This is a genomic window from Algoriphagus lutimaris (genome assembly GCF_017051705.1).
Classification (GTDB): Bacteria; Bacteroidota; Bacteroidia; order Cytophagales; family Cyclobacteriaceae; genus Algoriphagus; species Algoriphagus lutimaris.
Genome location: NZ_JAFIDJ010000001.1, coordinates 567109 through 592393 on the forward strand (window position 1 = coordinate 567109; position 25285 = coordinate 592393).

The 25285-nt window shown below is 35.5% G+C and carries 18 protein-coding genes; 12 read left to right on the forward strand and 6 right to left on the reverse strand.

What is annotated here, in order from left to right; translation table 11 throughout:
* Nucleotides 1-136: 136 nt before the first annotated feature.
* Nucleotides 137-1543 (reverse strand): sulfatase family protein, encoded by a 1407-nt coding sequence (locus JYB62_RS02240; protein ID WP_205643819.1) that lies wholly within the window; start codon nucleotides 1541-1543, stop codon nucleotides 137-139.
* A gap of 339 nt (nucleotides 1544-1882) precedes the next feature.
* On the opposite strand from JYB62_RS02240, the gene JYB62_RS02245 reads away from it, so the two are divergent.
* Nucleotides 1883-6232 carry a PAS domain S-box protein gene (locus tag JYB62_RS02245; RefSeq protein ID WP_243431421.1) on the forward strand — a complete coding sequence of 1450 codons (4350 nt, stop codon included), beginning with the start codon at nucleotides 1883-1885 and terminating at the stop codon, nucleotides 6230-6232.
* Between the two features lie 17 nt (nucleotides 6233-6249).
* On the opposite strand, the gene JYB62_RS02250 is transcribed toward JYB62_RS02245, so the two are convergent.
* From JYB62_RS02250 to JYB62_RS02270, 5 genes are all read right to left on the reverse strand, one after another.
* Nucleotides 6250-6960 (reverse strand): LytR/AlgR family response regulator transcription factor, encoded by a 711-nt coding sequence (locus tag JYB62_RS02250; protein WP_205643820.1) that lies wholly within the window; start codon nucleotides 6958-6960, stop codon nucleotides 6250-6252.
* Nucleotides 6961-6962: 2 nt separating this feature from the next.
* A complete protein-coding gene (locus JYB62_RS02255; protein WP_205643821.1) occupies nucleotides 6963-7286 on the reverse strand; it encodes a hypothetical protein in 324 nt (107 codons plus the stop codon).
* An 11-nt stretch (nucleotides 7287-7297) separates the two neighbouring features.
* Complete coding sequence (locus JYB62_RS02260; protein ID WP_205643822.1) at nucleotides 7298-7723, reverse strand: hypothetical protein; 426 nt, start codon at nucleotides 7721-7723, stop codon at nucleotides 7298-7300.
* A 67-nt stretch (nucleotides 7724-7790) separates the two neighbouring features.
* Complete coding sequence (locus JYB62_RS02265; protein ID WP_205643823.1) at nucleotides 7791-8183, reverse strand: response regulator; 393 nt, start codon at nucleotides 8181-8183, stop codon at nucleotides 7791-7793.
* A 244-nt stretch (nucleotides 8184-8427) separates the two neighbouring features.
* Nucleotides 8428-9210 carry a glycerophosphodiester phosphodiesterase family protein gene (locus JYB62_RS02270; protein ID WP_205643824.1) on the reverse strand — a complete coding sequence of 261 codons (783 nt, stop codon included), beginning with the start codon at nucleotides 9208-9210 and terminating at the stop codon, nucleotides 8428-8430.
* A 92-nt stretch (nucleotides 9211-9302) separates the two neighbouring features.
* Here JYB62_RS02270 and JYB62_RS02275 point away from each other — a divergent pair, with 92 nt between their 5' ends.
* The 11 genes from JYB62_RS02275 (at nucleotide 9303) to JYB62_RS02325 (ending at nucleotide 25245) form a co-directional block, all read left to right on the forward strand.
* The gene (locus JYB62_RS02275) at nucleotides 9303-10274 is read left to right on the forward strand and encodes a polysaccharide deacetylase family protein (protein ID WP_205643825.1); all 972 of its coding nucleotides are present in this window, start codon (nucleotides 9303-9305) and stop codon (nucleotides 10272-10274) included.
* Between the two features lie 66 nt (nucleotides 10275-10340).
* Nucleotides 10341-10781, forward strand: a complete 441-nt coding sequence (gene msrB, locus JYB62_RS02280; protein WP_205645389.1) for a peptide-methionine (R)-S-oxide reductase MsrB — start codon at nucleotides 10341-10343, stop codon at nucleotides 10779-10781.
* Between the two features lie 378 nt (nucleotides 10782-11159).
* Entirely contained in the window at nucleotides 11160-12188 is a 1029-nt protein-coding gene (locus tag JYB62_RS02285; RefSeq protein ID WP_205643826.1) for an LLM class flavin-dependent oxidoreductase, read from the forward strand.
* Between the two features lie 278 nt (nucleotides 12189-12466).
* The gene (locus JYB62_RS02290) at nucleotides 12467-13279 is read left to right on the forward strand and encodes a polysaccharide biosynthesis/export family protein (protein WP_205643827.1); all 813 of its coding nucleotides are present in this window, start codon (nucleotides 12467-12469) and stop codon (nucleotides 13277-13279) included.
* A gap of 5 nt (nucleotides 13280-13284) precedes the next feature.
* Nucleotides 13285-15729: a GumC family protein gene (locus tag JYB62_RS02295; protein ID WP_205643828.1), complete on the forward strand. Its 2445-nt coding sequence runs from the start codon at nucleotides 13285-13287 to the stop codon at nucleotides 15727-15729.
* A gap of 2055 nt (nucleotides 15730-17784) precedes the next feature.
* Nucleotides 17785-19095, forward strand: coding sequence for a nucleotide sugar dehydrogenase (locus JYB62_RS02300; RefSeq protein WP_205643829.1), 1311 nt, complete (start codon nucleotides 17785-17787; stop codon nucleotides 19093-19095).
* A 2-nt stretch (nucleotides 19096-19097) separates the two neighbouring features.
* Entirely contained in the window at nucleotides 19098-20096 is a 999-nt protein-coding gene (locus tag JYB62_RS02305; protein WP_205643830.1) for an SDR family oxidoreductase, read from the forward strand.
* 11 nt (nucleotides 20097-20107) lie between these two features.
* Nucleotides 20108-21577 carry an oligosaccharide flippase family protein gene (locus JYB62_RS02310; RefSeq protein ID WP_205643831.1) on the forward strand — a complete coding sequence of 490 codons (1470 nt, stop codon included), beginning with the start codon at nucleotides 20108-20110 and terminating at the stop codon, nucleotides 21575-21577.
* Between the two features lie 4 nt (nucleotides 21578-21581).
* Nucleotides 21582-22745: a glycosyltransferase family protein gene (locus JYB62_RS02315; protein WP_205643832.1), complete on the forward strand. Its 1164-nt coding sequence runs from the start codon at nucleotides 21582-21584 to the stop codon at nucleotides 22743-22745.
* Nucleotides 22738-24063: a hypothetical protein gene (locus tag JYB62_RS02320; protein ID WP_205643833.1), complete on the forward strand. Its 1326-nt coding sequence runs from the start codon at nucleotides 22738-22740 to the stop codon at nucleotides 24061-24063. The genes JYB62_RS02315 and JYB62_RS02320 overlap by 8 nt, the downstream gene beginning before the upstream one ends.
* A gap of 99 nt (nucleotides 24064-24162) precedes the next feature.
* Nucleotides 24163-25245: a glycosyltransferase family 4 protein gene (locus JYB62_RS02325; protein ID WP_205643834.1), complete on the forward strand. Its 1083-nt coding sequence runs from the start codon at nucleotides 24163-24165 to the stop codon at nucleotides 25243-25245.
* Nucleotides 25246-25285 lie beyond the last annotated feature (40 nt).

Here is a 25285-nt window from a genome sequence, read left to right on the forward strand (position 1 = left end):
AAAGAGAATTTCCTTTTGGGAGGCAGAAAGTTGATGAGGTGTATTAGAAAGAAGGAAGGTGAACAAAAAAAAACGTGTTAAAGCTGTTTTGCCTTAACACGTCATTTATATTTTTTACTTAGAATCTCTTCGTTCCTTAGTTCTTTTCAATTCTCTTTTCCAATTGAGTAGGTCCAAATGACATTTGCGATTGATGTGTCTGTATCAAGGCTTGAATTTCTTCAATGATTTGATTGTTTTCAGAAGCGATATTAAACCTCTCGGAAGGATCATGTGCCAGATTAAAGAGTTGAAGGGTATCCAGTTTTTCGACTTTTGCCGGATAGCCCATGGGGTTGTTTTTGTAAAAATAGAGTTTGTAATCCCCTTTTCTTACAGCAAATAATCTATCTCCATGGTAATAAAATAGTTCATTTCTTGGAGTTTCATCCTTTCCTGCCAATACAGGGCTTAAGTCAAACCCATCATATACTCGATCGTTTGGTTTGACTGTATTGGATAAACTGCAAAAGGTAGGTAATAAATCCAGGGTACTTCCTATTTTTGAAACAACCCCTGGTTGCACATTTCCGGGGCCCCAAATGATGGTGGGCACACGAACTCCACCTTCATAACTAGTACCCTTTCCCCCGAAAAGGCCTCCATTGCTTCCTCCCTGTTCATTGTAGACAAGCCAAGGACCATTGTCTGAAGTAAAGACCACGTAAGTGTTGGTATCTAAGCCTTCTTTTTTAAGTGTCGTTAGGATCTGACCCACGCTCCAATCAATTTCCTCAATAACATCTCCATATAATCCTCTCTCACTGCTTCCTAAGAATCCTTGGCTTGCAAATAATGGCACATGGGGGAGAGAGTGAGCCAGATATATAAAGAAGGGTTGGTCTTTATTCTCTTGGATGTATTGTATGGCTTCTTCTGTATAGCGTTTGGTGATCGTATTTTGGTTGGCAGGCCTTTCCACAATCTCCGTATCCCTCATCAGAGGAACGTTGAAATAATTGTATTTTGGATTTGCGAAGGCCTCTTTAGCGGAAACATCGTTGATTCGGTCCATGTCATTGCTATATGGGATACCAAAGTAAGAGTCGAATCCATGGTTCGTGGGGAGGTAGGGGGGAAGATGACCCAAGTGCCATTTCCCGATAGCTTTGGTGGCATAGCCAGAAGTTTTTAGCAAGGTTGCGATGGTGTTTTCAGAACTTGGAAGTCCTCCATCCGAGTCTGGAAATAGAACCCTTCTGGTATTGCTATACATACCTGTCCTTACCGGAAGTCTTCCCGTCATAATTGCGGAACGGCTGGGGGTACAGACATTTGCTGCCACATAGAAATTGGTCCACTTTTGTCCCTCCATGGCCATTTGATCCAGGTTTGGGGTTTTGATGGTCGGATGTCCAAAAACTCCCACATCTCCATACCCTTGGTCATCGGTGAAAATGATGATGAAATTAGGTTTTTTGTTTTGGGCGTAAATGAAATCTGAAGTATAAAGGACAGTAAAAAGTGAAAGGATTAACAGCTTAATTTTAAAAGAAGATTTCATAGTTGAAAATTTGGCTATGTGTTGGGTTGAATCTTGGAAAGATAAGGAATAAGGACTGAAATAACCCTTAAGTAAGCTTTCTATCACAAAATATTGGTTTTAGTAATTTTTTTTTCCGATTAAGAACTGAGTCATTTTTAAGTTGAAATGCATTTTTATAAAGGTGAAATTTAGATATTATGGGGGTGAAAATTAGAGCGGGAAATTTTCAATGTTTTTCCTTTAATATTAAAAGGTTTTGGGGTTTTTAATTTAAAATTAACCCGATAATTTACCTGTTATTAAAGAAGAAAACATTCAAACTCTTTTTTTGATTAACTTTATTGTAATCCCTCAAAAATGATGAATATCCCATCTCTACTCGGAGATAGTTCCAGAATAAACTCATTGAAGAGTTACCAGATTTTATCTTCTGAAAAAGAGAAAGAATTTGATGGAATTGCAAAGCTTGCCAGTAGGTTATGTAATGTGCCGGTTGGTTTGATATATTTTTTTGAAGAGAAAAAGACGTTTATTAAATCAGTGTTTGGAAGTATTAATGCGATAGAATCACTGGATTTGACCCCTTGGTTTGATGTTCACCAAGAAGCTTCGTTTATCTCTTTTAGTTCCAGCGACAAAAATTTTCCTTCCACATTAAGAGAAAGAGGTTTTGAATATTATGCTGCATGTCCAATAAAGGATGAGGATGGGTATGTTTTAGGGGCATTGGCAATTTTGAATCACCAGATGGTTGAGATCAATGAAGATCAAAAATCCAATTTGATGACACTGTTTGGAGGGTTACTGAGTTTATTGAAGGATAGAAAAAAGAATATTGAACTGGATCATTTTGAAAAGTTATTCCAGTTATCCTCAGATTTGGTATGTCTGGCGGGAGTGGATGGTTTTTTTAAAAAAGTCAGTCCTTCATTTAAGAAGATACTAGGTTGGGATAAGAAGACCTTGTTGACCAAATCATTTTTTGAATTAATCTATCCCGAGGATTTAGAGAAGACTCAACAAGAAATAGGAAAACTATCGGAAGGACTTCCTACCATTAATTTTACCCATCGGTTTAACACCAATGATGGCTCATTCAAATATTTACAATGGACTGCTTCTCCAGAGCCCGAAACAGGAAGCATATTCGCTATTGGGAGAGATATCACCAATGAGCGAATTCGGGAATTAAAGCTGGCTGAAAGTGAAGAGAAACTGAGAGTTTTCTTCGAAAATTCTCAAGGTTTGATGTGCACCCATGATTTAAAGGGGGATTTTCTTTCTGTAAATTCTTCAGGCGCAGGCATTTTAGGATATACTGTTGAGGAGGTGCTTTCTTTAAGTTTATTTGACATCGTTCCGGAGGAAAGGCATCCTGAAATTTATGGGTATTTGAAGGCAATTACCACCCATGGTAAAGCCAGTGGTCAAATGATTACCAGGCATAAAAATGGAACTCTCCGGACCTGGTTATTCAATAATGTTCTTGAGAAAAGTGGGGTTGACCATTCATTATATGTTATCGGTAATGCAATAGATATCACCACAAGGGCAAAGCTGGAAGAAGACCTCAAAGAGACTAAACAATTGCTTGAGGAGACAGGAAAAGTAGCCAAAGTAGGAGGCTGGGATTTTGATATTGTTAATCAAAAAATATCCTGGACACCTGTTACAAAAATGATTCATGAAGTTCCTGATGACTTCGTACCAGATTTGAATAAAGGAATAGGATTTTATAAAGAGGGAGAGAGTCGATACAAGATCACCAAAGCCTTGGAAGAAGCTATTCAACATGGTACCCCATGGAGTTTGGATTTGCAATTGATTACCCATAAAGGAAAAGAAATTTGGGTGAGAGCAATTGGAAAACCAGAATTTCAAAATGGGGAATGTGTCAGGTTGTTTGGGACTTTTCAAGATATTGATGAAACCAAAAGAGCAGAATTGGAGGCATCTAGGGCGAGAAAAGTATTGGATGATGTGTTTAATGCCTCTTCGGAAGTGAGTGTGATCGCTACAGATTTAGAAGGGGTGATTACAGTGTTCAATAAGGGAGCAGAAAAAATGTTGGGCTATACTTCTGACGAAATGGTTGGAAAGCATACTCTAAGAATCATTCATTCTCAAGAGGAGGTGGAGAAAGCGGCTTTAGAACTTTCAGAGGAATTTGGAAGGCCTATTTCCGGATTCGAAACCTTTATAGCTAGACCGGAAAGAGATGGTTCAGAACAAAGAGATTGGACCTATATTCGAAAAGATGGAGAAGAGCGTTTGGTTTCTTTGGTCGTCACTCCCATCAAAGACCCCGACCAGATTAGTATCGGTTATTTGGGAATTGCGATTGATTTCACAGAAAAAAGGAATATTGAAATTGATCTGATTAATGAAAAAAGTCGGCTAGCAGCATTTGTAAAGCATACACCGGCAGCGGTATCCATGTTAGATAATAACATGAGATATATTGCTGTGAGTAATAGATGGGAGGAGGAGTACCACTATAAAGAGGAAGAGGTTTTAGGCAATTCCCATTATGCGCTCTTTAGTGAGCTGATGAATGAAGATAGAATCGCTAATTATAATCGGGTTTTAAGTGGTGAAGTTTTAACCAATAAAGAAGAGAAAATCCTATTTCCTGGAGAAACTGAACCTAGATATATATCCTGGGAGATGAGGCCTTGGTACCTTCACAATGGAGAAATTGGAGGGATGATGGTCTTTACGCAAAATATCACTTCGTTGATTGCTCAGCGGGAAGAACTCAAACAGGCCAAGTTACAGGCAGAGGAAGGAAGTAAAGCCAAATCTGAATTTTTGGCCAATATGAGCCATGAAATTAGGACTCCTCTCAATGGGGTAATAGGATTTACGGACTTGGTATTGAAAACCAATTTAAATGAAACTCAACATCAATATTTATCGATCGTCAACCAGTCTGCTAATGCACTATTAAGTATCATCAATGATATTCTGGACTTTTCAAAAATTGAGGCAGGGAAGCTGGAAATAGATATTGATAAGTGTGATCTGTATGAAATGAGTTCTCAGGCGACAGATATCATCACCTACCAAATCCAAAACAAAGGCTTAGAAATGCTTTTGAATATCGGAACCGATTTACCAAGATTTATTTATGCCGATTCTGTAAGGTTAAAACAAGTGCTGGTGAATCTACTGGGCAATGCTTCCAAGTTTACAGAAAAAGGAGAAATAGAGTTGAAAATTGAAAACCTTCATTCAGACGGTGATTTTAATCGAATTCGGTTTTCTGTTCGAGATACTGGGATTGGCATTAATGCCACAAAACAGAAAAAGATATTTGAAGCATTTTCTCAGGAAGATAGTTCCACTACAAAAAAATACGGGGGAACAGGCCTTGGCTTGACCATATCCAATAGCCTTTTAGGGTTGATGGGATCAAAATTGCAATTGGTATCTGAAGTTGGAAAAGGAAGTACATTTTTCTTTGACGTTACCTTCAAAACAGAACCAGGAGAGGCAGAAGAATGGTTTGATGTGGATAAAATTAAAAATGTATTGGTTGTGGATGATAATGACAATAATAGATTGATTGTCAGTCAGATGTTATTGTTAAAGAATATTCATGCAACAGAAGCGACGAATGGCTTTGAAGCCCTTCAAATATTATCAAAAGGAGATAAGTTTGACGTAGTGTTGATGGATTACCATATGCCATTCATGGATGGCTTGGAAACCATTCGAAAGATCAAGGAAAGTTTTGTGGAAAATCTGGAAGAGATGCCAATCATTTTGTTGCATAGCTCTTCTGATGACCAGAAAATCATACAAGCCTGCCAAGAACTAGGTGTAAAACATCGTTTAATTAAACCCCTTAAATTACAAGATTTCTATCATGCGCTTTCAAGGCTCCATACCAAGGATTTTGACATAGTAAAGGAGGTAGAAAATGATGATACTATACCGCAAGATGTGCATTATAAGGTGTTGGTAGCCGAAGATAATATGGTCAACATGATGTTGGCAGAAACTATCATCAAACGATCCTTTCCAAATGCAATTCTAATCAAGACAAAGAATGGCAAGGAGGCCTTGGATTATTGTAAGGAAGAATTTCCAGATATCATATTGATGGACGTTCAAATGCCTGAAATGAATGGGTATGAAGCAACCAGACGAATCAGGAACTTAAAAAATGGGGATCGGATACCAATTGTGGCATTGACAGCTGGTAATGTGAAGGGAGAACGTGAGAAATGTTTAGAAGCTGGAATGAATGATTTTGTGGTGAAGCCTGTAGTAGAAGAGACTCTTAATAACATTTTCCAAAAATGGCTGCCTCTACAAAAGCTTGATTCTTTAAATTCTGATGAACCGGAAAAATTCACAAAAAGTCATTATGATCAGGAGGTTCTAAATGCTTACACCGATAATAATGTGGAGATATTAAAGGGGATTTTGAAGATTGTCAAGTCAGAACTGACCACTTCTTTTGCTGATCTTAAGGAAAAATTAGTTAAAGAGGATTTGGTGGGATTGAAGGAGGCAGGACATAAGCTTTATGGAACAGCAGTCTCTTCAGGGATGTTTTATTTATCGGAAATGGCGGCTGAAATGGAAAAACTTCAATTACTTGACCAATCAGCTATACAGCATAAATTAGCTCAAATTGAAAAAGAGATAAAACTGATCCTAAATCAAATACATTCTCAGGAAGATGCTATTGGGTAAACCTATAATCTCAATCCTTAAATCAAGTTTAGTTTTCCCATAAGTTCTCCTCGCTTGGATCTACTGATTGGGATTACTGATTTATGAATCAGTACCGTATTATCCTGTATATCTATGATTTTTTTTAGGTTGATAATATAAGATCGGTGAACCTGAAAAAAAGTATCTGATGGAAGTTTTTCTTTTAATTTTGTCAATGAAGTATGTACTTTATAATCAGTGTTTTCCAGTTTGATCCGTACATAATCTCCACTAGCTTCAACGAGATCAATTTCGTCGGTATTGATTTTTATGAGGCGCTTGTCAATATTGATGAATAATTGATTTTTACTGGCCTTTGACTTTTTAGGATTACTAGTATTTGAACTTCCTGATTCAAGTAATTTAGAAACCTTTTTGACAGATTTTTTAAATCGATCAGCATCTATGGGCTTCGTTAAAAAATCAATGATACTTTCATATTCAAATGCTTTAAGCGCAGAATTCTGATCAGAAGTGGTCAATATGACATAGGGAGAGCTTTTTAAGGTTTGGATAAAATCAAACCCTGTAAAACCAGGCATGTGGACGTCCAAAAAAATCAGGTCTACATCTTCCTTATTGAGGAACCGAAAAGCATCCATCGCATTCGAAAAATTACCTACTACTTCTACACCAGGCTCTTTTTCACATAAAAAGTTTAATATTTCTCTTGACACATTTTCATCGTCAACAATAATGCAAGTCATGTCTACTCTGGTCGTTCAGGTAGAAATTTAAGTATTTTAGCTACTATATCCTGAAATTCTTCTTGAAAATTTAGTTTTCCCGATCGTAATGCAAATTCATGCTTTTCAGTGACATTTAGAGCGTTTTGCATTTGGAAAAAGGCAATTTTATGTTTGATTCGATGTACCGTTTCAGATGCCCAGAAATAATTATTGGAGTTGATTGCCTGCTGATAAGTATTATACTCCATTGGCAACTCCTCTATTAAAAGCTTCAGGATCTTTTTTTCAAATAATTTATTTCCACAGGATAACTCTTTGAGATAGTGTAAAGATGGCCTTTCCATAATTATGCTATTTAAAGATAGGGTATTACCGAAGGCACCTCACTTAAATTTTGTAATGCCTTTTTGGAAATGGCCAGATTAAACTCCTGAATGGGATCTGTTCGTTCAGGAACTGTTTTTTTTTCTGATGGCATTGATTTCTGATCAATGGAGAATGCAAAAATCCAAGATTTTGGGTCTTTGATATGAACGACCTTGACGATACCTAAGTGTTGTTTAAATTCTACTATGGTTTTAAGAATAAAATCTTTGAAAACTCCAGAAATAAAATTGGGATCCCCTTTGATCATGGGAAGTGTTGGGTCCAATAGAAATCGGAAGGAAGCCTGCCCCCCTAATTCAGTTATCAAGGAATGAATCAAATCATAGCTATCTATGATTTGATCATTATTAGCAAATCCAGAGAAGGTTATATACAAGTCGTTTGGATTTGTCATACTTGATAATGTTTTTTGATGAGGGGCAAGGCTTGGGTGACAAACAACTTACTCTCCTTTTTTGTTTTTATTGGATATTTAACTTCCAATAGGTGATTAGCAACTTTACTGTTTCTTTATAAAGGTTGGGGTTCATAGGTTTGAGAATAAAACTCGAGATTCCATTTTCATAGCTCATGTTAATGTCTTGGGGATCATTGGAAGTGGTAAAAGCAACGGTTCTTATATTTTTCAGATTAGAAATGGATTTAAGTTCTTTCAGAAAATCAATTCCGTTCTGACCAGGCATTTTGATGTCGATTAAAATCAGATCGGGTACTATGTTTTCATTTTTCAAAAGGAGGATTCCTTCCTTGCCATGATTAGCTATAGTCAAGTCAATCTTGAGACCCAGTATTTCGATGGTCCTTTGAAATCTGAGTTGCTCCAATAAAACATCTTCTAATAACAAGACTTTCACATCCTTTTTTCTTCAAATTTCATTATTTCCTATCCATGAAATTGAAAGAATCGTTCACACCGAATTACCTATCGATGAAATGCAGCTATCTATAGACGGATGGATTTGAAAAAAATGAAAATCTTTGTTTAATGGGGCATGAAGGGGTTTCTAAAAAAAATAGAACGAAGGAATGCCTCAAAATATAAGTGGTGCAAACCTAAAAAAATAGCATAGATAGGTTTGCAAACTTTGAATAATGATATCACTTGGATTGGATGAGTTCCAGCAGTAATTCCGGTTCGTCGGTGGTAATAAAGTCTGCCCCTTGTTCCAATAGCCATTTCATATCTTCCTCTTTATTGACCGTCCAGGAATTTACGGTGAGCCCTAGGTCTTGCGCTTCTTTAATCCAATGAGGGTTTTTCTTTAACACCCCAATATTGTAATCAAAACCAAAAAAACCGGCCTCTTTGAGTTCTTTTGGAGTTTTATCTCCACTTAAATAGGCAACATTCGCCTTAGGATCTGTTTCAATGGCTTTCAGTCCTCCTTCGTAGCTAAAAGTGATGTAATCCACCCATTTACTAGCTTTCATTTTTTTAACGGCTTTCACTGATTTGATCGCTACTTCCTCCGATCTTTCCACACTTATTTTGGATGGTTTGATTTCAAAAATCAGTTTGGTGCCTTTTTGCTTTTTGCCTTCGGCAAGGTATTCTTCGACCGTCGCGAGTTTTTCACCATTTTCATGCGAGTTTTTCAACAGTTGATCATAAGTACTGGTTTCAATCGGCATTCCCATGAAGTCTGCATCATGGTTGACCACTAGGATTCCATCTGCTGTCATCCAAACATCAAATTCCGAACCCTCACAACCCAAGGACACGGCTTCATTCAAGGATGCAAGACTATTTTGTGGGTGTCCTTTTGCCTTCCAAGCGCCTCGGTGAGCAATTACTTTGTTTTGATGGAAAGATTTTTGAGCATAACTAAAAGGAGTTTGAACGAGCATTGCTAACAGGAAAAGTGCGAGGTACAACTTCATGGATGGTGATCAGTTTTTATTTCCCTAAAAATAGGTCTTCAATTAGAAAAAGGTTTCCTGTTTTTGGTTTCTTTACAAAAACTTCATTTTAAATGTCAATTTTGAGTAGTGTATTTGTTGTGCATAGTATGTCCTTTAAATGGAAAACCAGTTTTACTTTTTTGCTTTGTATGTTCCTCATTTTTTCGGTTTCTGCTCAAAAGAAAGTAGCCATCAGTATGGATGATATTCCAAATACCAAAAAGTATGAAAAGGATGACTTCCAATTGGGACTTCTTTCAAAATTGGATTCGATCCAAATTCCAATTTCGATCTTTGTTATTGAAGGATTAATCTATAAAACCGACTCCATTTCAAAAAACTTTTCCCTCCTAATGGAATGGACAGAAAGGCCTTATACCACCTTAGGAAATCATTCTTTTAACCATAACCGGTCTTCTGAATTCACAGTGGAGCAATTGGAACAGGAGGTGTTAAAAGGGGAGGGCATTTCCAGGGAGCTTGCCAGGTATTATGGAAAGGACTTGAAATACTTTCGGTTTCCATTCAATGACTTAGGGAAGGATTCCCTGCAGCAAAATGCCTTTAAAGCCCAATTGAAATCCTTGGGGTATGAAATCATGCCTTTTACAGTGGAAAGTGCGGACTGGATGTATAATGCTGTGTATGAGCATTACCTTGAACAAGAAGATCGCTCGAGGACGGTTGCAATTGGAGAAGCATATGTGTCTCAAACCTTGGCTTTATTTGAATTCTTTGAAGCACTATCGTTGGAAGAATATGGCAGGTTGATTCCGCAGATCTATCTTTGCCATGATAATTCCATCAATGAAGCTTACCTCCCGACGATAATTGAGGAGTTAAGTGATAGAGGCTATGAATTTGTGGGTGTGGAGGAAGCATTGGCTGATCCTATATACCATCAAACCAATTATTACGATAAAAAATGGGGAGTGTCCTGGTTTTATAGATGGATGGAAGACCAGGACGAGGCAATGGTTTGGATGAGAAAGGAACCTAGTTTGGAAAGTATTCAAAAACAATTTGATGCCATTCAGAATTAATTAAATGAAACTGCTGTTACTTAGACCTGTTTCCGTTTCAACAAAAAAATAAGAAGAATACGAATGATGATTAATTGGAATGATGTAATCAAGTTTACGAATCAGGGCAATCCCAAACCTCCGAGGAGAGTGGAGAAAACGGATGCTGAATGGAGGGAAATGTTAAGCCCTGAAGAGTTCAGAGTTGCAAGACAAAAAGGAACTGAAAGGGCGCATAGCTCCGAGCTTTGTAGTTTATTTGAACCTGGTAAATATGCTTGTGTTTGTTGCGGTACAGAGCTTTTTGATGCAAACGTCAAGTTTGAAAGTGGCACAGGATGGCCTTCTTTTACCCAACCCATCGATTTATCTCATGTGGCCTATACCAAGGATGTAAGTTTTGGAATGATCCGGGTAGAAGTGACATGCAATGTTTGTGATGCACATTTGGGACATGTTTTTCCAGATGGGCCGAAGCCCAGTGGACTTCGATATTGCATCAATGCGGTTTCACTCAGAAAATTATAAATCAATCTAAGTCCCCTAAGAGCTCTTCCTAGGGGATTTATATTTTTTATAGGGTAGAAGATTAATTCAACCCAAATGAACCGTTTTATTCTATTGGTTGCCTTGTTGTGGGTAGGTGTTCCCCATGTTTTCCTTACTGTTGAGAGTTTGTAATCCCATACATCTGGCCCATTTTCCAATTTTTGATTTAAAAAGAAGAGGCGCTGGGCCTATACTACACGAATGGGTTCGTGGTGTTTAGGGTAATTGAAAAAAATATCAAAACCATAGAGAATAACCTTAAATTTTTTAAACCAAAAAAATCACTCAATTATTGTGTGGAGGAAGGGAATTCATTGCGAGTGAAAATGGTTTAATTGCAAATTGATTTTGTTAAAAATGGAAATAGGAATAGATAGTTTTGCAGCCACAGAAGCGGGGGATGTGAAAATAGACGGACAAAAGAGCGTTTTGTCATTGGAACAACTGTTAGCAAGAATCGAATATGCAGACCAAATGGGTTTGGATGTTTTTGGGATAGGGGAGCATCACCGAAAAGAGTTTTTGGATGCTGCTACTGCAATTATTTTGGCCGCTGCAGCATCAAGAACCCAACGTATCAAATTGACTTCAGCCGTTTCAGTGATCAGTGCGGCTGATCCTGTGCGCGTGTTTCAGGAATTCGCTACTCTGGATTTGATATCCAAAGGAAGAGCTGAAATTGTGGCTGGAAGAGGATCTTTTACGGAAGCGTTTCCCTTGTTTGGTTTAAGACTGAATGATTACGATAAACTGTTTTCCGAAAAGCTAGGCCTATTGCTTCAAATCAGAGATCAGGAGACGGTCACTTGGCAAGGGCAATTCAGACCCGCATTAAACAATCAAAGCATTTACCCTAGACCGCTCCAAAAAAAGCTTCCTATTTGGTTAGGAGTTGGAGGGACCCCAGGTTCTTTCATCCGAGCTGGTCAATTGGGGATGCCATTGATGGTGGCGGTGATTGGTGGAGAAACCCATCGCTTTAGACCATTGATCGATTTATATAGAGAAGCTTTTGTAAAAGCAGGTCATGTGGAGGAGGATTTGAAAGTGGGTTTACATTCCTTGGGATATGTTGCTAAAACCAATGAAGTAGCACTAGAAAATTATTATCCTGGATATGCCGAGACATTTACCAGAATAGGGAAAGAACGAGGTTGGCCACCGGTCACCTGGAATCATTTTTATGCACAAACAGGAAAGACGGGAGCTTTGGTGATAGGGAGTCCAGAGGAAGTGGCTGAAAAGATTCTTAGACACAGTGAAGCCCTAGGAGGGATTTCAAGATTTACTTTCCAGATGGATAATGCTGGATTGACCCATGAGCAGCTCATGGAGGCTATTAAGCTGATTGGGAATGAAGTCATTCCTTTGGTGAAAAGAGGGTAATGGTGAATTTTCTTGATAGAGATTTGAATACGAAAGGCTAAAATCTGTTTGCTTCATTCCCCATACTCTTTCTAATTCATACTTAAAGATGGATAGATTTTGTTTGAGAGTCATTTTCATTCTTTTAAATCACCTCTTACACCCTAATACTTGAAATACATCCTGATAAAACTGTAATTTAACTTTCTCTTATTGTGAATTCGTAAAATTCACCCTTCTTTTCTGTTAAAATGTTTAAGTTTGCCCAGTTTTTGACGAAGATTATTAAAAATTCATTTATGCGGAGATTCCCAATTGGGTTGATATATTTTATTGCCCTGATAACTGTGACATCATGTATTTCCAATGAGAAAATTATTTATCTCCAAAACCAAGAAGGTGAGACGCCTATTGAGGATGGAGAGTTGGTGACTTACGAGATTCCGGAATACAAGCTGCAGTACAACGATATCATTGATGTGAACATTCAAACGGTGGATGATATGATCCAAAATGGATTCAATAACAAAGCAATGGGGGGAGTATCTGCACAAATGGGAAATGTTGCCTCGCAATCAGGAGGCGATATTTATTATATGACAGGGTATACGGTGGATAATGAAGGTAAAATAAGGCTTCCAATAGTAGGTGAAGTGGTGGTGAAAGATAAAACTTTAGAAGAAGCACGAATTGCCATTGAAGAGAAATTAAGAGTATACGTGACCACAGAATTGTATGTCAAAGTAAAATTGGGAGGAATCAGATATTCAGCTATAGGGGAATTTAGAAGGCCTGGAAAATTTGTGGTGCTACAGGACAGAATGACGATTTTTGAGGCAATTGCCAATGCGGGAGATCTGACCACAGTGGCCAAAAGAAGTGATGTATTATTGATCAGACAATACCCTGAAGGAACCAAGTTACATAGAATTGATTTATTGGACAGAAAAATTGTGGAGTCACCTTTTTATTTCATCCAGCCCAATGATCAGATTTATGTGGAACCCATGAAAGTACGTGAAACAGGTACTGGTGAAAATACAGCTCAGTCTCTTGCATTGATTTTTTCAGGGATTTCTGCCATGGCCCTCATTCTTAATTTAATCAAATAAGTTATATGTACCCCAATACTCCAAACCCAGCAAATTCGGGTCAGAATCCATTTATGGTACAAAAGGAAGATGAAATTGATTTAAAGGTCTTATTGTTTAATTACCTGCAATATTGGCCTTTGATTCTTGCATTTATGTTTGCAGGATTAATTTCAGCATTTTTATTCAATAGATATGCAACCAATATTTATAGCGTTCAATCGAGTGTACTCATTGAAGATGAAGAGCCTTCTTTGGGTATGGATTTATTCGAATCGGCAGGATTTGGCTTGCAGGGCAAGAATAATATTGAAAATGAAATTGGAATCTTAAAGTCCTTTTCTCTAGCCGAGGAGACCATCTCTGAGTTGAATTTGAATGTTCAGTATTTCGGAGAAGGTTTTATCACAACGAATCAACTATATGACAAGCTTCCAATCATCGTTTCAGTAGATTGGAAACAACCTCAATGGGTGGGAGGAATGTTCCGAATTGAAGTGTTGGATGAAAATTCTTTTGAATTACAAATCGAAAATGATGAATTCAGTATTTATGATCCTGCAGACCCTTATTATAAATCCAAATTGGAAGATGCTTCTTTGAAGAAATCAGTTTATTCTTTTGGGGAGCAAATTGAAGAAGAGAATCTTTCTATTAAAATCAATAGTATTTATGCGAATCCAGGGGAGAATTATCAGTTCAGAATAACTGATACACCTACTCTAGCATTGAAATACAAAGAGGAATTATCAGTTTCTCCAATCAACAAACAAGCATCTATTCTATCATTAAATTTAGAAACTCCTGTTAGGAGACTGGGTGAAGACTACATCAATAAATTGATGGAGATGTACCTAAAGCGGGAATTGGATGAGAAAAATAGGGCCTCTGAAAGCACCATCCGCTTTATTGAAAACCAATTGTTGGGGATTTCTGATTCTTTGGAAATATCTGAAAATAGATTGCAACAATACCGTTCCGAAAATAATGTCTTTAACCTTTCCGAAGAGGGTTCTGTAATTTTTGAACGGTTACAGGATTTGGAAAAACAAAAAGGGGAAACAGAAGTAAGTCTCAAATACTACCAAACGCTAAATTCCTATCTTGAAAATAGTCAAGGGGGAGAGTTGGTAGCTCCATCTATCATTGGAGTAACAGACCCTTTATTAAACTCTTTGGTCAACGCCTTAGCGGAGCTCCAAGCGGATCAAATTCGTTTGAAATCCAATTTTTCGGATCAAGCACCTGCCGTACGGGAAAATTCCACTAGGATCGCCAACACCAAAAAGCAATTGCAGGAGAATGTGAATCTGGCATTAAGCAATACTCAAAATGTCTTGGCAGACTTGAATAATCGAATTCGATTAATACAATCGGATATTAACTCTCTTCCCAAGACGGAAAGAGACTTGATTGGAATTCAGCGTAAGTTCACGATCAACGAGAATATTTATGTGTATTTGCTTCAAAAGAAAGCGGAAGCTGAAATCACCAAAGCTTCTAATATGCCCAAGAACACCATATTGGACTTTGCGAAAGCCGGTCAAATTCCTGTTGCTCCCAAGCGTACCTTAAACTTATTGATAGGATTGATTTTAGGTTTGATTGTTCCCATTGGATTTATTACCATCAAAGATTTTCTAAATACTAAAATTGAGGATCCTAAGGAATTGGAAAATCAGATCAAGGTTCCTTTAATTGGAATGGTAGGAAGAAATAATTCAGATGATGCGCTGCCTGTGTTAAACAATCCTCGATCCACCGTGACAGAATCCTTCCGCTCCCTTCGAGCAGACATGACCTATTTAAGTCAGCAAAAGGAAAATTTAACCATCTTATTCACCTCCTCTGTTTCTGGAGAAGGGAAAACTTTTGTCTCTATTAATATGGCTTCTGTTTATGCCTTGATGGGTAAGAATACCATATTGATTGGGTTAGACTTACGAAAACCTAAAATCGCGGAAGATTTTGGATTGCCCAATGACAAGGGAATGAGTACTTGTCTGAGTTCGGATACCCCTTGGCAATCCGTAGTGAAATCGTCGGGGTATCAGGATTTTGACGTGATCTTGTCGGGTCCTATTCCACCGAATCCGGCAGAATTATTACTTCAAGATAAATTCATTCAAATTATCAACGAAATTAAGCAAGTATACGATGTGGTGGTTTTTGACTGTCCACCTGTCGGTTTGGTCTCTGAAACCAAGGAATTATTCGCTTTGGCAGATATTTCATTCTATGTATTCCGTCAAGGCTATTCCATGAAGGGGAACACTCAGATTTTGAATAATTTGGTTGAAAAAGGGGGGGTAACCAAGATTTATGGCATTTTGAATGACATGCATATCGACAAAGGCTATGGCTATGGTTACGGCTATGGTTACGGTTATGGATACGGAGGGAATTCTTATGGCTACCATGAAGAAGCTTCTCCACTTCCCTGGTGGAAAAGAGCCTTGAGAAGAAAATAAGATCTGAAGTACGAAGTAAGAAACACGAAGTGTGAAGGGTAAGTACGAAGTTTGAACTACGAATTGCCAGAGTATACTCAAACGTTCTTTGGTCATTTCGAAGGATAAAAGACTGAGAAATCTCGATTCAAAGGTAGAAGTACGACATTCAATTATACCCTCAAACGATCTTTGGTCATTTCGAAGGATAAAAGGCCGAGAAATCTCCATTCAAAGGGTGAAGCACGAAGTTTGAAATACGAATTACAATAGAATCCTTAAACGATCTTTAGTCATTTCGAAGGATGTAAGACTGAGAAATCTATATTTAAACGGAGAAGTACGAAGTTGGAAGTACGACATTCAATTATACCCTCAAATGATGTTTGGTCATTTCGAAAGGTGAATGCCTGAGAAATCTCCATTCAAAGGGTGAAGCACGAAGTTTGAAATACGAATTACAATAGAATCCTTAAACGATCTTTAGTCATTTCGAAGGATGTAAGACTGAGAAATCTCTATTAAAAGGTAGAAGTACGAAATTCAATTATACCCTCAAATGATCTTTGGTCATTTCGAAAGGTGAATGCCTGAGAAATCTCCATTCAAAGGGTGAAGCACGAAGTTTGAAATACGAATTACAATAGAATCCTTAAACGATCTTTGGTCATTTCGAAGGATAAAAGACTGAGAAATCTCCATTCAAAGGGCGAAGCACGAAGTTTGAACTACGAATTACAATAGGATCCTTAAGCGATCTTTAGTCATTTCGAAAGGTGAATGCCGGAGAAATCTCCATTCAAAGGGTGAAGCACGAAGTTTGAAATACGAATTACAATAGAATCCTTAAACGATCTTTAGTCATTTCGAAGGATAAAAGAATGAGAAATCTATATTTAAACGGAGAAGTACGAAGGTGGAAGTACGAGATTCAATTATACCCTCAAATGATCTTTGGTCATTTCGAAGGGTGAATGTCTGAGAAATCTCCATTCAAAGGGCGAAGCACGAAGTTTGAAATACGAATTACCAGAGTATCCTTAAACGATCTTTAGTTATTTCGAAGGATAAAAGACTGAGAAATCTCTATTCAAAGGTAGAAGTGCGACATTCAATGATACCCTCAAACGATCTTTGGTCATTTCGAAGGGTGAATGTCTGAGAAATCTCTATTCAAAGCTAGAAGTACGAGATTCAATTATACTCTCAAACGATCTTTAGTCATTTCGAAGGATGTAAGACTGAGAAATCTATATTTAAAGGGAGAAGTACGAAGTACGAAGGTGGAAGTACGAGATTCAATTATACCCTCAAACGATCTTTGGTCATTTCGAAGGGTGAATACCCGAGAAATCTTAAGCCAAGTGTAGAAGTGTACTCAAGTTAAAGGAAGAGAGAGGAATTTTGGATTCAAAAACATGATTTACTAAATCTAACATCATTTATCTTACATCTTTTCCTGCCCTCATTTCCCCCAATTTGTTCCATCCTTCTGTAGAAAAGATAGGTGTTGATTTTCCTCAATAATCAGGTTTACACATGTTTAGGAATTGGTGTCTTTTTTGAGAAATAGAGGATGATGTGAAGATTATTTTAATAATGAAATGCATTTCTTGGTATATGAAATTTCCATTTAAAAATAGGATAAAAAATGAGTAAAAAAACTACTCACTTTCCTTATCTTTGGCTTCTGTAAGAGATAAAAAAGCCCTAAATTTTAGCCTGGGGGCGCTTTTTGACATTATTTCCAAACTACCTAATGTATTCTTAATCAGGCTACAACTAGTTTTTTAAAAGCTAAGTTTACTTTCGGATTTTAAGATTTGAATTCTCCAAAATTGAGATGTGAAATTCAAAAAACAATTCGAATGGGACTGAAAGGGCGAAGCTGTGCAGTGAGTTGAAAATTGAGAATAAATAGTTTAAAGATTTGCCAAATAATTAGCTGTTTAATGACTGCTGCAATTGATTATTAAGTTTATAGGAAGGTATTATCCAGTTTTACTATTGAATCTGAAGTTTTAAACTTTTAATAAAAATGGAATAACCAAATATTATTTGCTATTGAATTTAAGCATGTTACAAGATATTCAAGAAAGTAAAATTGCCATCATTGGCCTAGGCTATGTAGGACTTCCATTAGCGGTAGCCTTTGCCGAAAAATATAAAACAGTTGGATACGATATTAATCCAAGCAGAGTGGATCAATTGCAAAAAGGCCATGATAGAACTTTAGAAGTAGCGGATCAGGATTTACAAAATGTATTGGTGAAAACGAGTGTAGAACTTGATAAAAAAGGAAGTGGTCTACTAATTACAGATGCCATTCTACCTGTCACCTCTTCCAATATTTATATAGTTACCGTTCCAACTCCGACTGATAAACACAATCGACCAGTACTTACTCCTATGATTAAGGCATCAGAAATGATAGCAAAGATATTGAAAAAAGGAGATGTGGTGATCTATGAATCCACGGTTTACCCGGGTGTGACAGAAGAAGAGTGCGTGCCTGTTTTGGAAAAAATTTCTGGTTTGAAATACAATGAGGACTTTTTTGCGGGTTATTCACCTGAGCGGATTAATCCAGGGGATAAGGAGCATACAGTAACCAAAATTCTAAAGGTTACCTCTGGTAGTACTCCTGAGGTAGCAGATTATGTGGATCAACTGTATAAATCAGTGATTACTGCTGGTACGCATAAAGCATCTTCCATCAAGGTTGCAGAAGCAGCCAAAGTCATAGAAAACTCACAACGGGATATCAATATTGCTTTTGTAAATGAATTAAGTAAGATTTTTAATCTTCTGGATATAGATACCCAAGAAGTTCTCGAAGCGGCTGGAACCAAATGGAATTTTCTTCCTTTCCGTCCAGGACTAGTCGGAGGGCATTGTATAGGAGTAGATCCATTCTATTTAGCTCAAAAGGCTCAAGAAGTAGGCTATCATCCAGAGATTATTTTGGCAGGTCGCCGACTCAATGATTCCATGGGGAAACATGTGGCTACTGAGACGATTAAGCATATGATGCGCAAGGATCTCAAAGTAATCGACTCCAAAGTGTTAATTCTAGGCTTTACCTTTAAGGAGGACTGTCCGGATGTAAGAAACACACGAGTGATTGATATTTACAATGAATTGAAATCTTTTGATATAGATGTTTGTGTCTATGACCCCTGGGCAGATGTGGCAGAGGTAAAACATGAATATGGGATTGAAATCATCAATGAAGGCTCAAAGCCTGTATTGGAAGATTATTCAGCCATCATACTTGCAGTAGGGCATCAGGAGTTTAATACCTGGAATATTCAGAAATCTGATAATCAGGTGGTCTATGATGTAAAGGGAATGCTGAGTAAGAAATTGGTGGACTCTAGGCTTTAATTATGTTTGAGAATTTTAAAGAGCAATTAAAAGGTAAGAAAGTATTGGTGACAGGAGGAGCTGGTTTTATCGGCTCTAATCTTTGTGAGGCTTTATTAGAACTTGGAGTAAAGGTCACTTGCCTAGACAATTTTGCTACAGGGCATAAACATAATATTGAGCCGTTTTTAAAGAATCCTAATTTCACATTGATAGAAGGAGATATTCGTGATTTAGCTACCTGTCATACTGCCTGCAATTCGCAAAATTTTGTATTACATGAAGCAGCTTTAGGTTCTGTTCCGAGATCCATCAATGATCCCATCACTACCAATGAGGTAAATGTGGGTGGTTTTTTGAATATGCTGGTTGCTGCGAGAGATGCGGGAGTGAAGCGATTTATCTATGCGGCAAGTAGTTCCACTTATGGGGATTCAGAGGCCTTACCAAAAGTTGAAGAGGTAATAGGAAAGCCACTCTCGCCGTATGCTATTACCAAATATGTAAATGAATTGTATGCAGAGAATTTCTTTAAGACCTACGGTTTAAACACGATTGGATTAAGATACTTCAATGTATTTGGTAGAAGACAGGATCCAAATGGAGCATATGCGGCGGTGATTCCTCTTTTTGTAAATAAACTGATGAATCATGAGAGTCCTGTACTCAATGGAGATGGGACTTTCTCCCGGGATTTTACTTATATAGACAATGTGATTCAGATGAATTTATTGTGTTTGACCACAGATAATCAAGACGCCTTGAATCAAGTGTATAATACTGCTGTGGGAGATCGCACTAACTTACTTCAATTGACCGAGTTGATTAAAAAGTACTTAAGTGTTTATAGTCCTGCTATCAAAGAAGTAGAAGTGATGAATGGACCTAAAAGGAGTGGTGATATTCCACATTCTTTGGCCTCAGTAGAAAAAGCAAGGAAAATACTGGGTTACAAGGCATCTCATTCAATTGATGCTGGTATTAAAGAGGCTGTGAAATGGTATTGGGAAAGTTTCAAATAATCATAAATTAGTTGCAAAAGATCAAAACCTACTTTTATCCACTTTTAACGAGATTGTCTCTTTCAGAAAGAGAATTATTTAAAGGAACAGTTTGGAATATTTGTGGAAATGGATTTGGAAAATTTTCACTCCTAATTTCGGCAATATTTGTTGCGAGAATATTAGGTCCCGAATCATTTGGTAAATGGAGTATAATTAGAAGTACATCTTCAATTTTTACAATTCTTTTAGGTTTTGGAGTGGGAGTTACAGCTATTAAATATGTAGCAGAATATAAAGATTCTTTTAAAAATAAAGCAGGTGAAATATTAGGTATAACTATTACTTTTGCTGCCATATTAGGTCTAACTCTTTCAATTGTTTTCTTTTTACTTTCAAGGTTTATAGCTGTAGATATCTTAAAAGATGCATCGTTAATAAATCCCCTCCAGATATCTTCAATATTTTTGTTTTTAATAGCATGCAATGGAGTTTTGTCAGGGTCGTTAGCAGGCTTTAACAGCTTTTCTTCTATAGCTGTAGCTAATTTTATAGGTGGAGTTCTAGGAACCATTGTAATTATTTCCTTTAGCGAAAAATATGGGTTAATTGGATTAGTTTCTGGTTATGTATTATATTATTTATTTATATTTTTTTTATTGATTTTTTTCTTTCTAAAAAAAGTGAAACAATATAATATAAGAATAAGACTTCAAAATTATCAAGATAATTTATCAGTTATTTTTAACCACAATTTACCTGCAATTCTAAGTGGTGGAATTGGAGGTTTTGTAATTTGGTGTGTTTTTACTTATGTGTCGAGGTTGAATAATGGTTTTTCTATTATTGGAATCAATAATGCGGCAAAAATAGCCCAGAATGCTATAATGGAACTTGCTGCTCAGGTTGATATTCCAATTATATCGTATTTATCTGCATCCAAAGAAAATAACCAGCAGAATTTGATAAATTTCCTTTCGCCAGTCCTAATAGGAGTTATACTAATTTTACCTTTTATTTATTTTCCTAATATTATCAGCTTTTTCTTTAAGTCAAGTGAATATGATACAAATGATTTTTTGCTTGTAATTTCACTTGCGATGCTGACTACATTTATTATGATTTTTAAAAGAGGGATGGGACGAAGTATAATTACAAAGAACCTGTTGTGGTGGGGAGTATATGAAAATATATTGTGGTCACTACTTTTAATTTTCTTTACAGTTCTGTTTGTATTTGATTATGGGAGTGTTGGTCTAGCAGCAGCTTTTGCTTTTGCTTACTATATTGACCTATTAGTAATTGCCCCTTTTTACTACCGTAAAAAATTAATCCCAAAAACCTTGTATTTCTCAATCGAATATCTTCTTTTATGGATAGTAGTTTTTGGTGGATGTTTCATGGTGTTTCTCGAAACTTCAGTTCTTATTAGAGTTATAGTATATATTATATCTGTTCCAATACAATTTTTCGTTTTATATCGTTTTTATAAAAATATATAGAGAAGTGAAAATTTTAGTTATATCCTATAATTTTGGTAAAACCTCCTCTGGTAAAGCCACTGAAAGAATAGTGGATGGTCTTATTAATAGGGGGCATGTTATCGAGGTTATCTGTGGACAAAATTATGTTTTAGATAAACCATATACAATTCATAGAATTAACCCACATCCATTAAGTCCTAGTCGTTTTTTTAAGTTTGTCGGTAATTTTATTGGTAAAGAAATTAATTATTTGTTTTGGCAAATAAGAGCAAAGAAGAAAGGAGTTGAAATTATAGAAAAATTAATTCCTGATGTGATTTATTCTCGAGGTAGTCCAATATCAAGTATGATTGTTGGAGAATTTCTTCGAAGAAAATATAACTTGCCTCATTCTATTCATTTTGCAGATCCAATACCTCCCACATTAGATTGGATGAATAATAGTTTGGAAAGAAAGAAGCTTATGAATACCATAAATCCGATTATTAAAAATGCGGGTTCAATTTCATTTGTTACTGAAGAAATGAGTAAATATCAATTTCAATCCTCAAATATTCTAAATTCCTCTAAATACTATTTCGTTTCGCCAAATCCTCTTCCCGATTTTGTGAAATTTGGAAAGCCAACTGGAGATAAATTTATTTTTTTATTTTTGGGAACGTTTGCTGCTCAGCGAAATCCTTCTGTAATAATAAATGCATTTCTAGAATTTTCTTCTGTTTTAAAAAATGTGGAGTTCCATATTTATGGAAATTCTTTAAATCAAAAGATATTTAGGGAGTTAAATTTATCTCATAAAAGTATTAAATTTTTTGATTCATCGAATAATGTTCTTGAGATTATGAGAAACTCGAATGTTCTTGTTGATGTTGATGCGGATGTTTTAAATCAAGTTTTTATTTCAGGGAAACTTATGGAATACATTGCGGTAAATAGATTTATATTATCTATTTCTCCAATAAATAGTCCCACCTCAAATCTTTTAAAGGGAATGGAAAAGTCTATAGTTTCTAGTACTCATAATTTTGCAGATATTGTAAAAAGCATGAGTATTTTATATAATAGGAAATGGGACAACAATTTGTTTTCTGAAAGAGAGCTATTAAAAGAATTTGTTGGTTTTAATAGTGTGATTGATAGGATAGAGAGATCTTTTTCATATATAATCGATATTAATAATGGATAATTCTTTGATGTTATCTAGTAAATTAATTTATTTCCCTAGGAATATTTTACTATCATACTTGGTATTGACTATTTTTATGTTTATTGTATCTCCTTGGGAATGGGAAGTTCAAAGTGTAATTGTTTTTTACTTTTATAATATTCTTTACTTAATTTCTTTTTTTCTAGGTTATAAGTATGGAGTGTCGAAATATAAAATATTCGATGTTAATAAAATATTTTATCTGAAAAAAGTAATTTCAATTTCATTGATTGTAAGTATTTTTTTTATATATCCTAAGTTTCTGTTTAATTTAAAAGTGTCAAATGCTAGTATAGGTGAGATTTTTGATTCAATTTTATTAGGGATTTTTTCTCCCTCTATTGCCTATGCGGCTAAACATCAATCTGAGTATGAAGGTTTTCTTACTCTTTCCAACCCTCTTGTTTTGTTTTATTTTGTCACCTTACCCCTTCAGTATATTGTTATTCCATTAGCGATATACCACTGGAAAGCTTTAAAACTTTGGCAAAAAATCTCTTATTTAGTTATAGCAGTAACAAATGTATTGTCTTTTATAGCGATAGGTACAAATAAGGGGGTTTTTGATTATGTTATTCTTTTACCCGTTATGGCTTTAATTTTGGATCCGCGTCTTATAAGTTTTAAATATTTTCTATTAAAAAGAATTAAATTGCTTTTTGTTTTATCTCTTGTTTTATCCTTGGGTATCTTCTATTTTTCTGTTGGAAACCAAGGTAGAAAAAAAAATGATTTTGGATATGACTATAGTGTTGGAAAGATAGTAAATAGAGATGCAACCATAATGGTATTTATTCCGGAAATATTTGAGAATACTTATATTGCTCTTGATAGCTACTTAACACAAGGCTATTATGCAATGGGATTAGCAATTGATTTGGATTTTGTTTGGACGTATGGGCTTGGTCATAACAATTTTTTTATTTCTCTAGGAGAAAAAGTTTTTGGAAAAAACTCTATTTGGAGCAATACATATCAAGTTAGGGTAGAAAATATTTATGAATATAGTAGTACAGGTAAATGGCATACTGCATATGTATGGCTAGCCAATGACTTTACATTTTTTGGTGTATCTTTTATTATTTTTTTGATCGGCTATTTTTTTAGTCATGTTTGGTTAGATTCTTTATTGTGCCAAAATGTTTTTGCCATTGTTTTATTACCATTATTTTTTACTATGATTTTATATTTTCCAGCTAACAATCAAGTTTTAGGATTTCAAGGAAGTTCTATTACTTTTTGGGTTTTATTTATTTTTTGGTATAGCAGTAGGAAGAAAATGTTTGTTTTGGTATAGGTTATAACCTTTTCAATGTATTTAATTTGGTTAGGTGTTTTTATTCATATATAATAAATCTTTGAAAGTTTCTTTTTATCTCTTTTTTGAAATCTTATTATGAAAATTCTTATTGTTGGAAACGGTTCAACTGGAATTAATAGTGCTACTAATGAGCATTTTATAACTAAAAATACGGGTGTGTTTTTGAAGTCTTTGGCCAATCGATTTCATTTAAGTTTTATTCAATTTAGATCTCCCTATAAAAGAGATAATGATATAGTTGACTATTGTATAACTGGCTCTGTAAGATCATTAATTTTTGCTAGTAAATATCAAATTATTGAATATATTAAATTATTTTTATTGTTGATTAAAATGGATTATGTGTATATATTTTATCCTGGTTCTTTAGGGAAACTTGTATGTATTTTTTCTATATTTCTTAATAAACCTTTTGGTTTGTACATAAGGGGTCAATATTATAATAAAAATATATTAGATCGTTTTATTTTAAATAGATCTAAATTTATTTTGACAGTTTCCCCGTCATTATCTGATGATCTTTCAAAGTTTTGTTCTAATGTAGATGTTATTAAACCGATGATTGATATTGATCGAAGTGATTTTAAATTAGATCGAGATTACTCTATTCCAATTGTGTGGAATTTTCTTTTTGTAGGAAGAGTTGAAGAAAGAAAGGGGATATTTGATTTATTAGAAATCGCTCAAAATCTTAAAAAAAGTAATATTTATTTTGTTCTAAACATAGTAGGAGGTGGGAAATTGTTTGATGATTTTAAATCACTTTTAAATAAAAACAATCTTCAAGATTATGTAATTTTGCATGGTTTAGTTTCTGATAAAAATATATTAAAATCTATTTACGATGATGCTGATGTATTTATTTTTACTTCTCATGACGAAGGTTTTCCAAGAGTTCTTTATGAAGCCATGGCTAGTGCATTACCTATATTTACTACTTTTGTTGGGGGGATTTCAGGAAGAATGAAACACTTATATAATTGTATTGAAATTCCTACTAATAATTCGGGTATTGCAAGTGATATTATTATTCAAAATTTAAAAAGGATCAAGATTTTAAAAAAAATAGGTAAGAATGGACAAAAAACCTTAAGTAATGTGATCTCTGGTACACTATTAACTCATGAGGAATTGGTTTTTAAAAATATCTGTTCATAATGATGTTTAAAAAAATAATTTTCCATTTAAAAATTAAATT

Bases quoted from the DNA above. Each gene is read 5' to 3' on its own strand.
- JYB62_RS02260 (WP_205643822.1), bottom strand. From the start codon at position 7,723: ATGACAAATCCAAACGACTTGTATATAACCTTCTCTGGATTTGCTAAT.
- JYB62_RS02305 (WP_205643830.1), top strand. From the start codon at position 19,098: ATGTTTGAGAATTTTAAAGAGCAATTAAAAGGTAAGAAAGTATTGGTG.
- JYB62_RS02300 (WP_205643829.1), top strand. From the start codon at position 17,785: ATGTTACAAGATATTCAAGAAAGTAAAATTGCCATCATTGGCCTAGGC.
- JYB62_RS02250 (WP_205643820.1), bottom strand. From the start codon at position 6,960: ATGACTTGCATTATTGTTGACGATGAAAATGTGTCAAGAGAAATATTA.
- JYB62_RS02285 (WP_205643826.1), top strand. From the start codon at position 11,160: ATGGAAATAGGAATAGATAGTTTTGCAGCCACAGAAGCGGGGGATGTG.
- JYB62_RS02270 (WP_205643824.1), bottom strand. From the start codon at position 9,210: ATGAAGTTGTACCTCGCACTTTTCCTGTTAGCAATGCTCGTTCAAACT.
- JYB62_RS02290 (WP_205643827.1), top strand. From the start codon at position 12,467: ATGCGGAGATTCCCAATTGGGTTGATATATTTTATTGCCCTGATAACT.
- JYB62_RS02295 (WP_205643828.1), top strand. From the start codon at position 13,285: ATGTACCCCAATACTCCAAACCCAGCAAATTCGGGTCAGAATCCATTT.
- JYB62_RS02245 (WP_243431421.1), top strand. From the start codon at position 1,883: ATGATGAATATCCCATCTCTACTCGGAGATAGTTCCAGAATAAACTCA.
- JYB62_RS02325 (WP_205643834.1), top strand. From the start codon at position 24,163: ATGAAAATTCTTATTGTTGGAAACGGTTCAACTGGAATTAATAGTGCT.
- JYB62_RS02240 (WP_205643819.1), bottom strand. From the start codon at position 1,543: ATGAAATCTTCTTTTAAAATTAAGCTGTTAATCCTTTCACTTTTTACT.
- msrB (WP_205645389.1), top strand. From the start codon at position 10,341: ATGATTAATTGGAATGATGTAATCAAGTTTACGAATCAGGGCAATCCC.
- JYB62_RS02275 (WP_205643825.1), top strand. From the start codon at position 9,303: ATGTCAATTTTGAGTAGTGTATTTGTTGTGCATAGTATGTCCTTTAAA.
- JYB62_RS02320 (WP_205643833.1), top strand. From the start codon at position 22,738: ATGGATAATTCTTTGATGTTATCTAGTAAATTAATTTATTTCCCTAGG.
- JYB62_RS02255 (WP_205643821.1), bottom strand. From the start codon at position 7,286: ATGGAAAGGCCATCTTTACACTATCTCAAAGAGTTATCCTGTGGAAAT.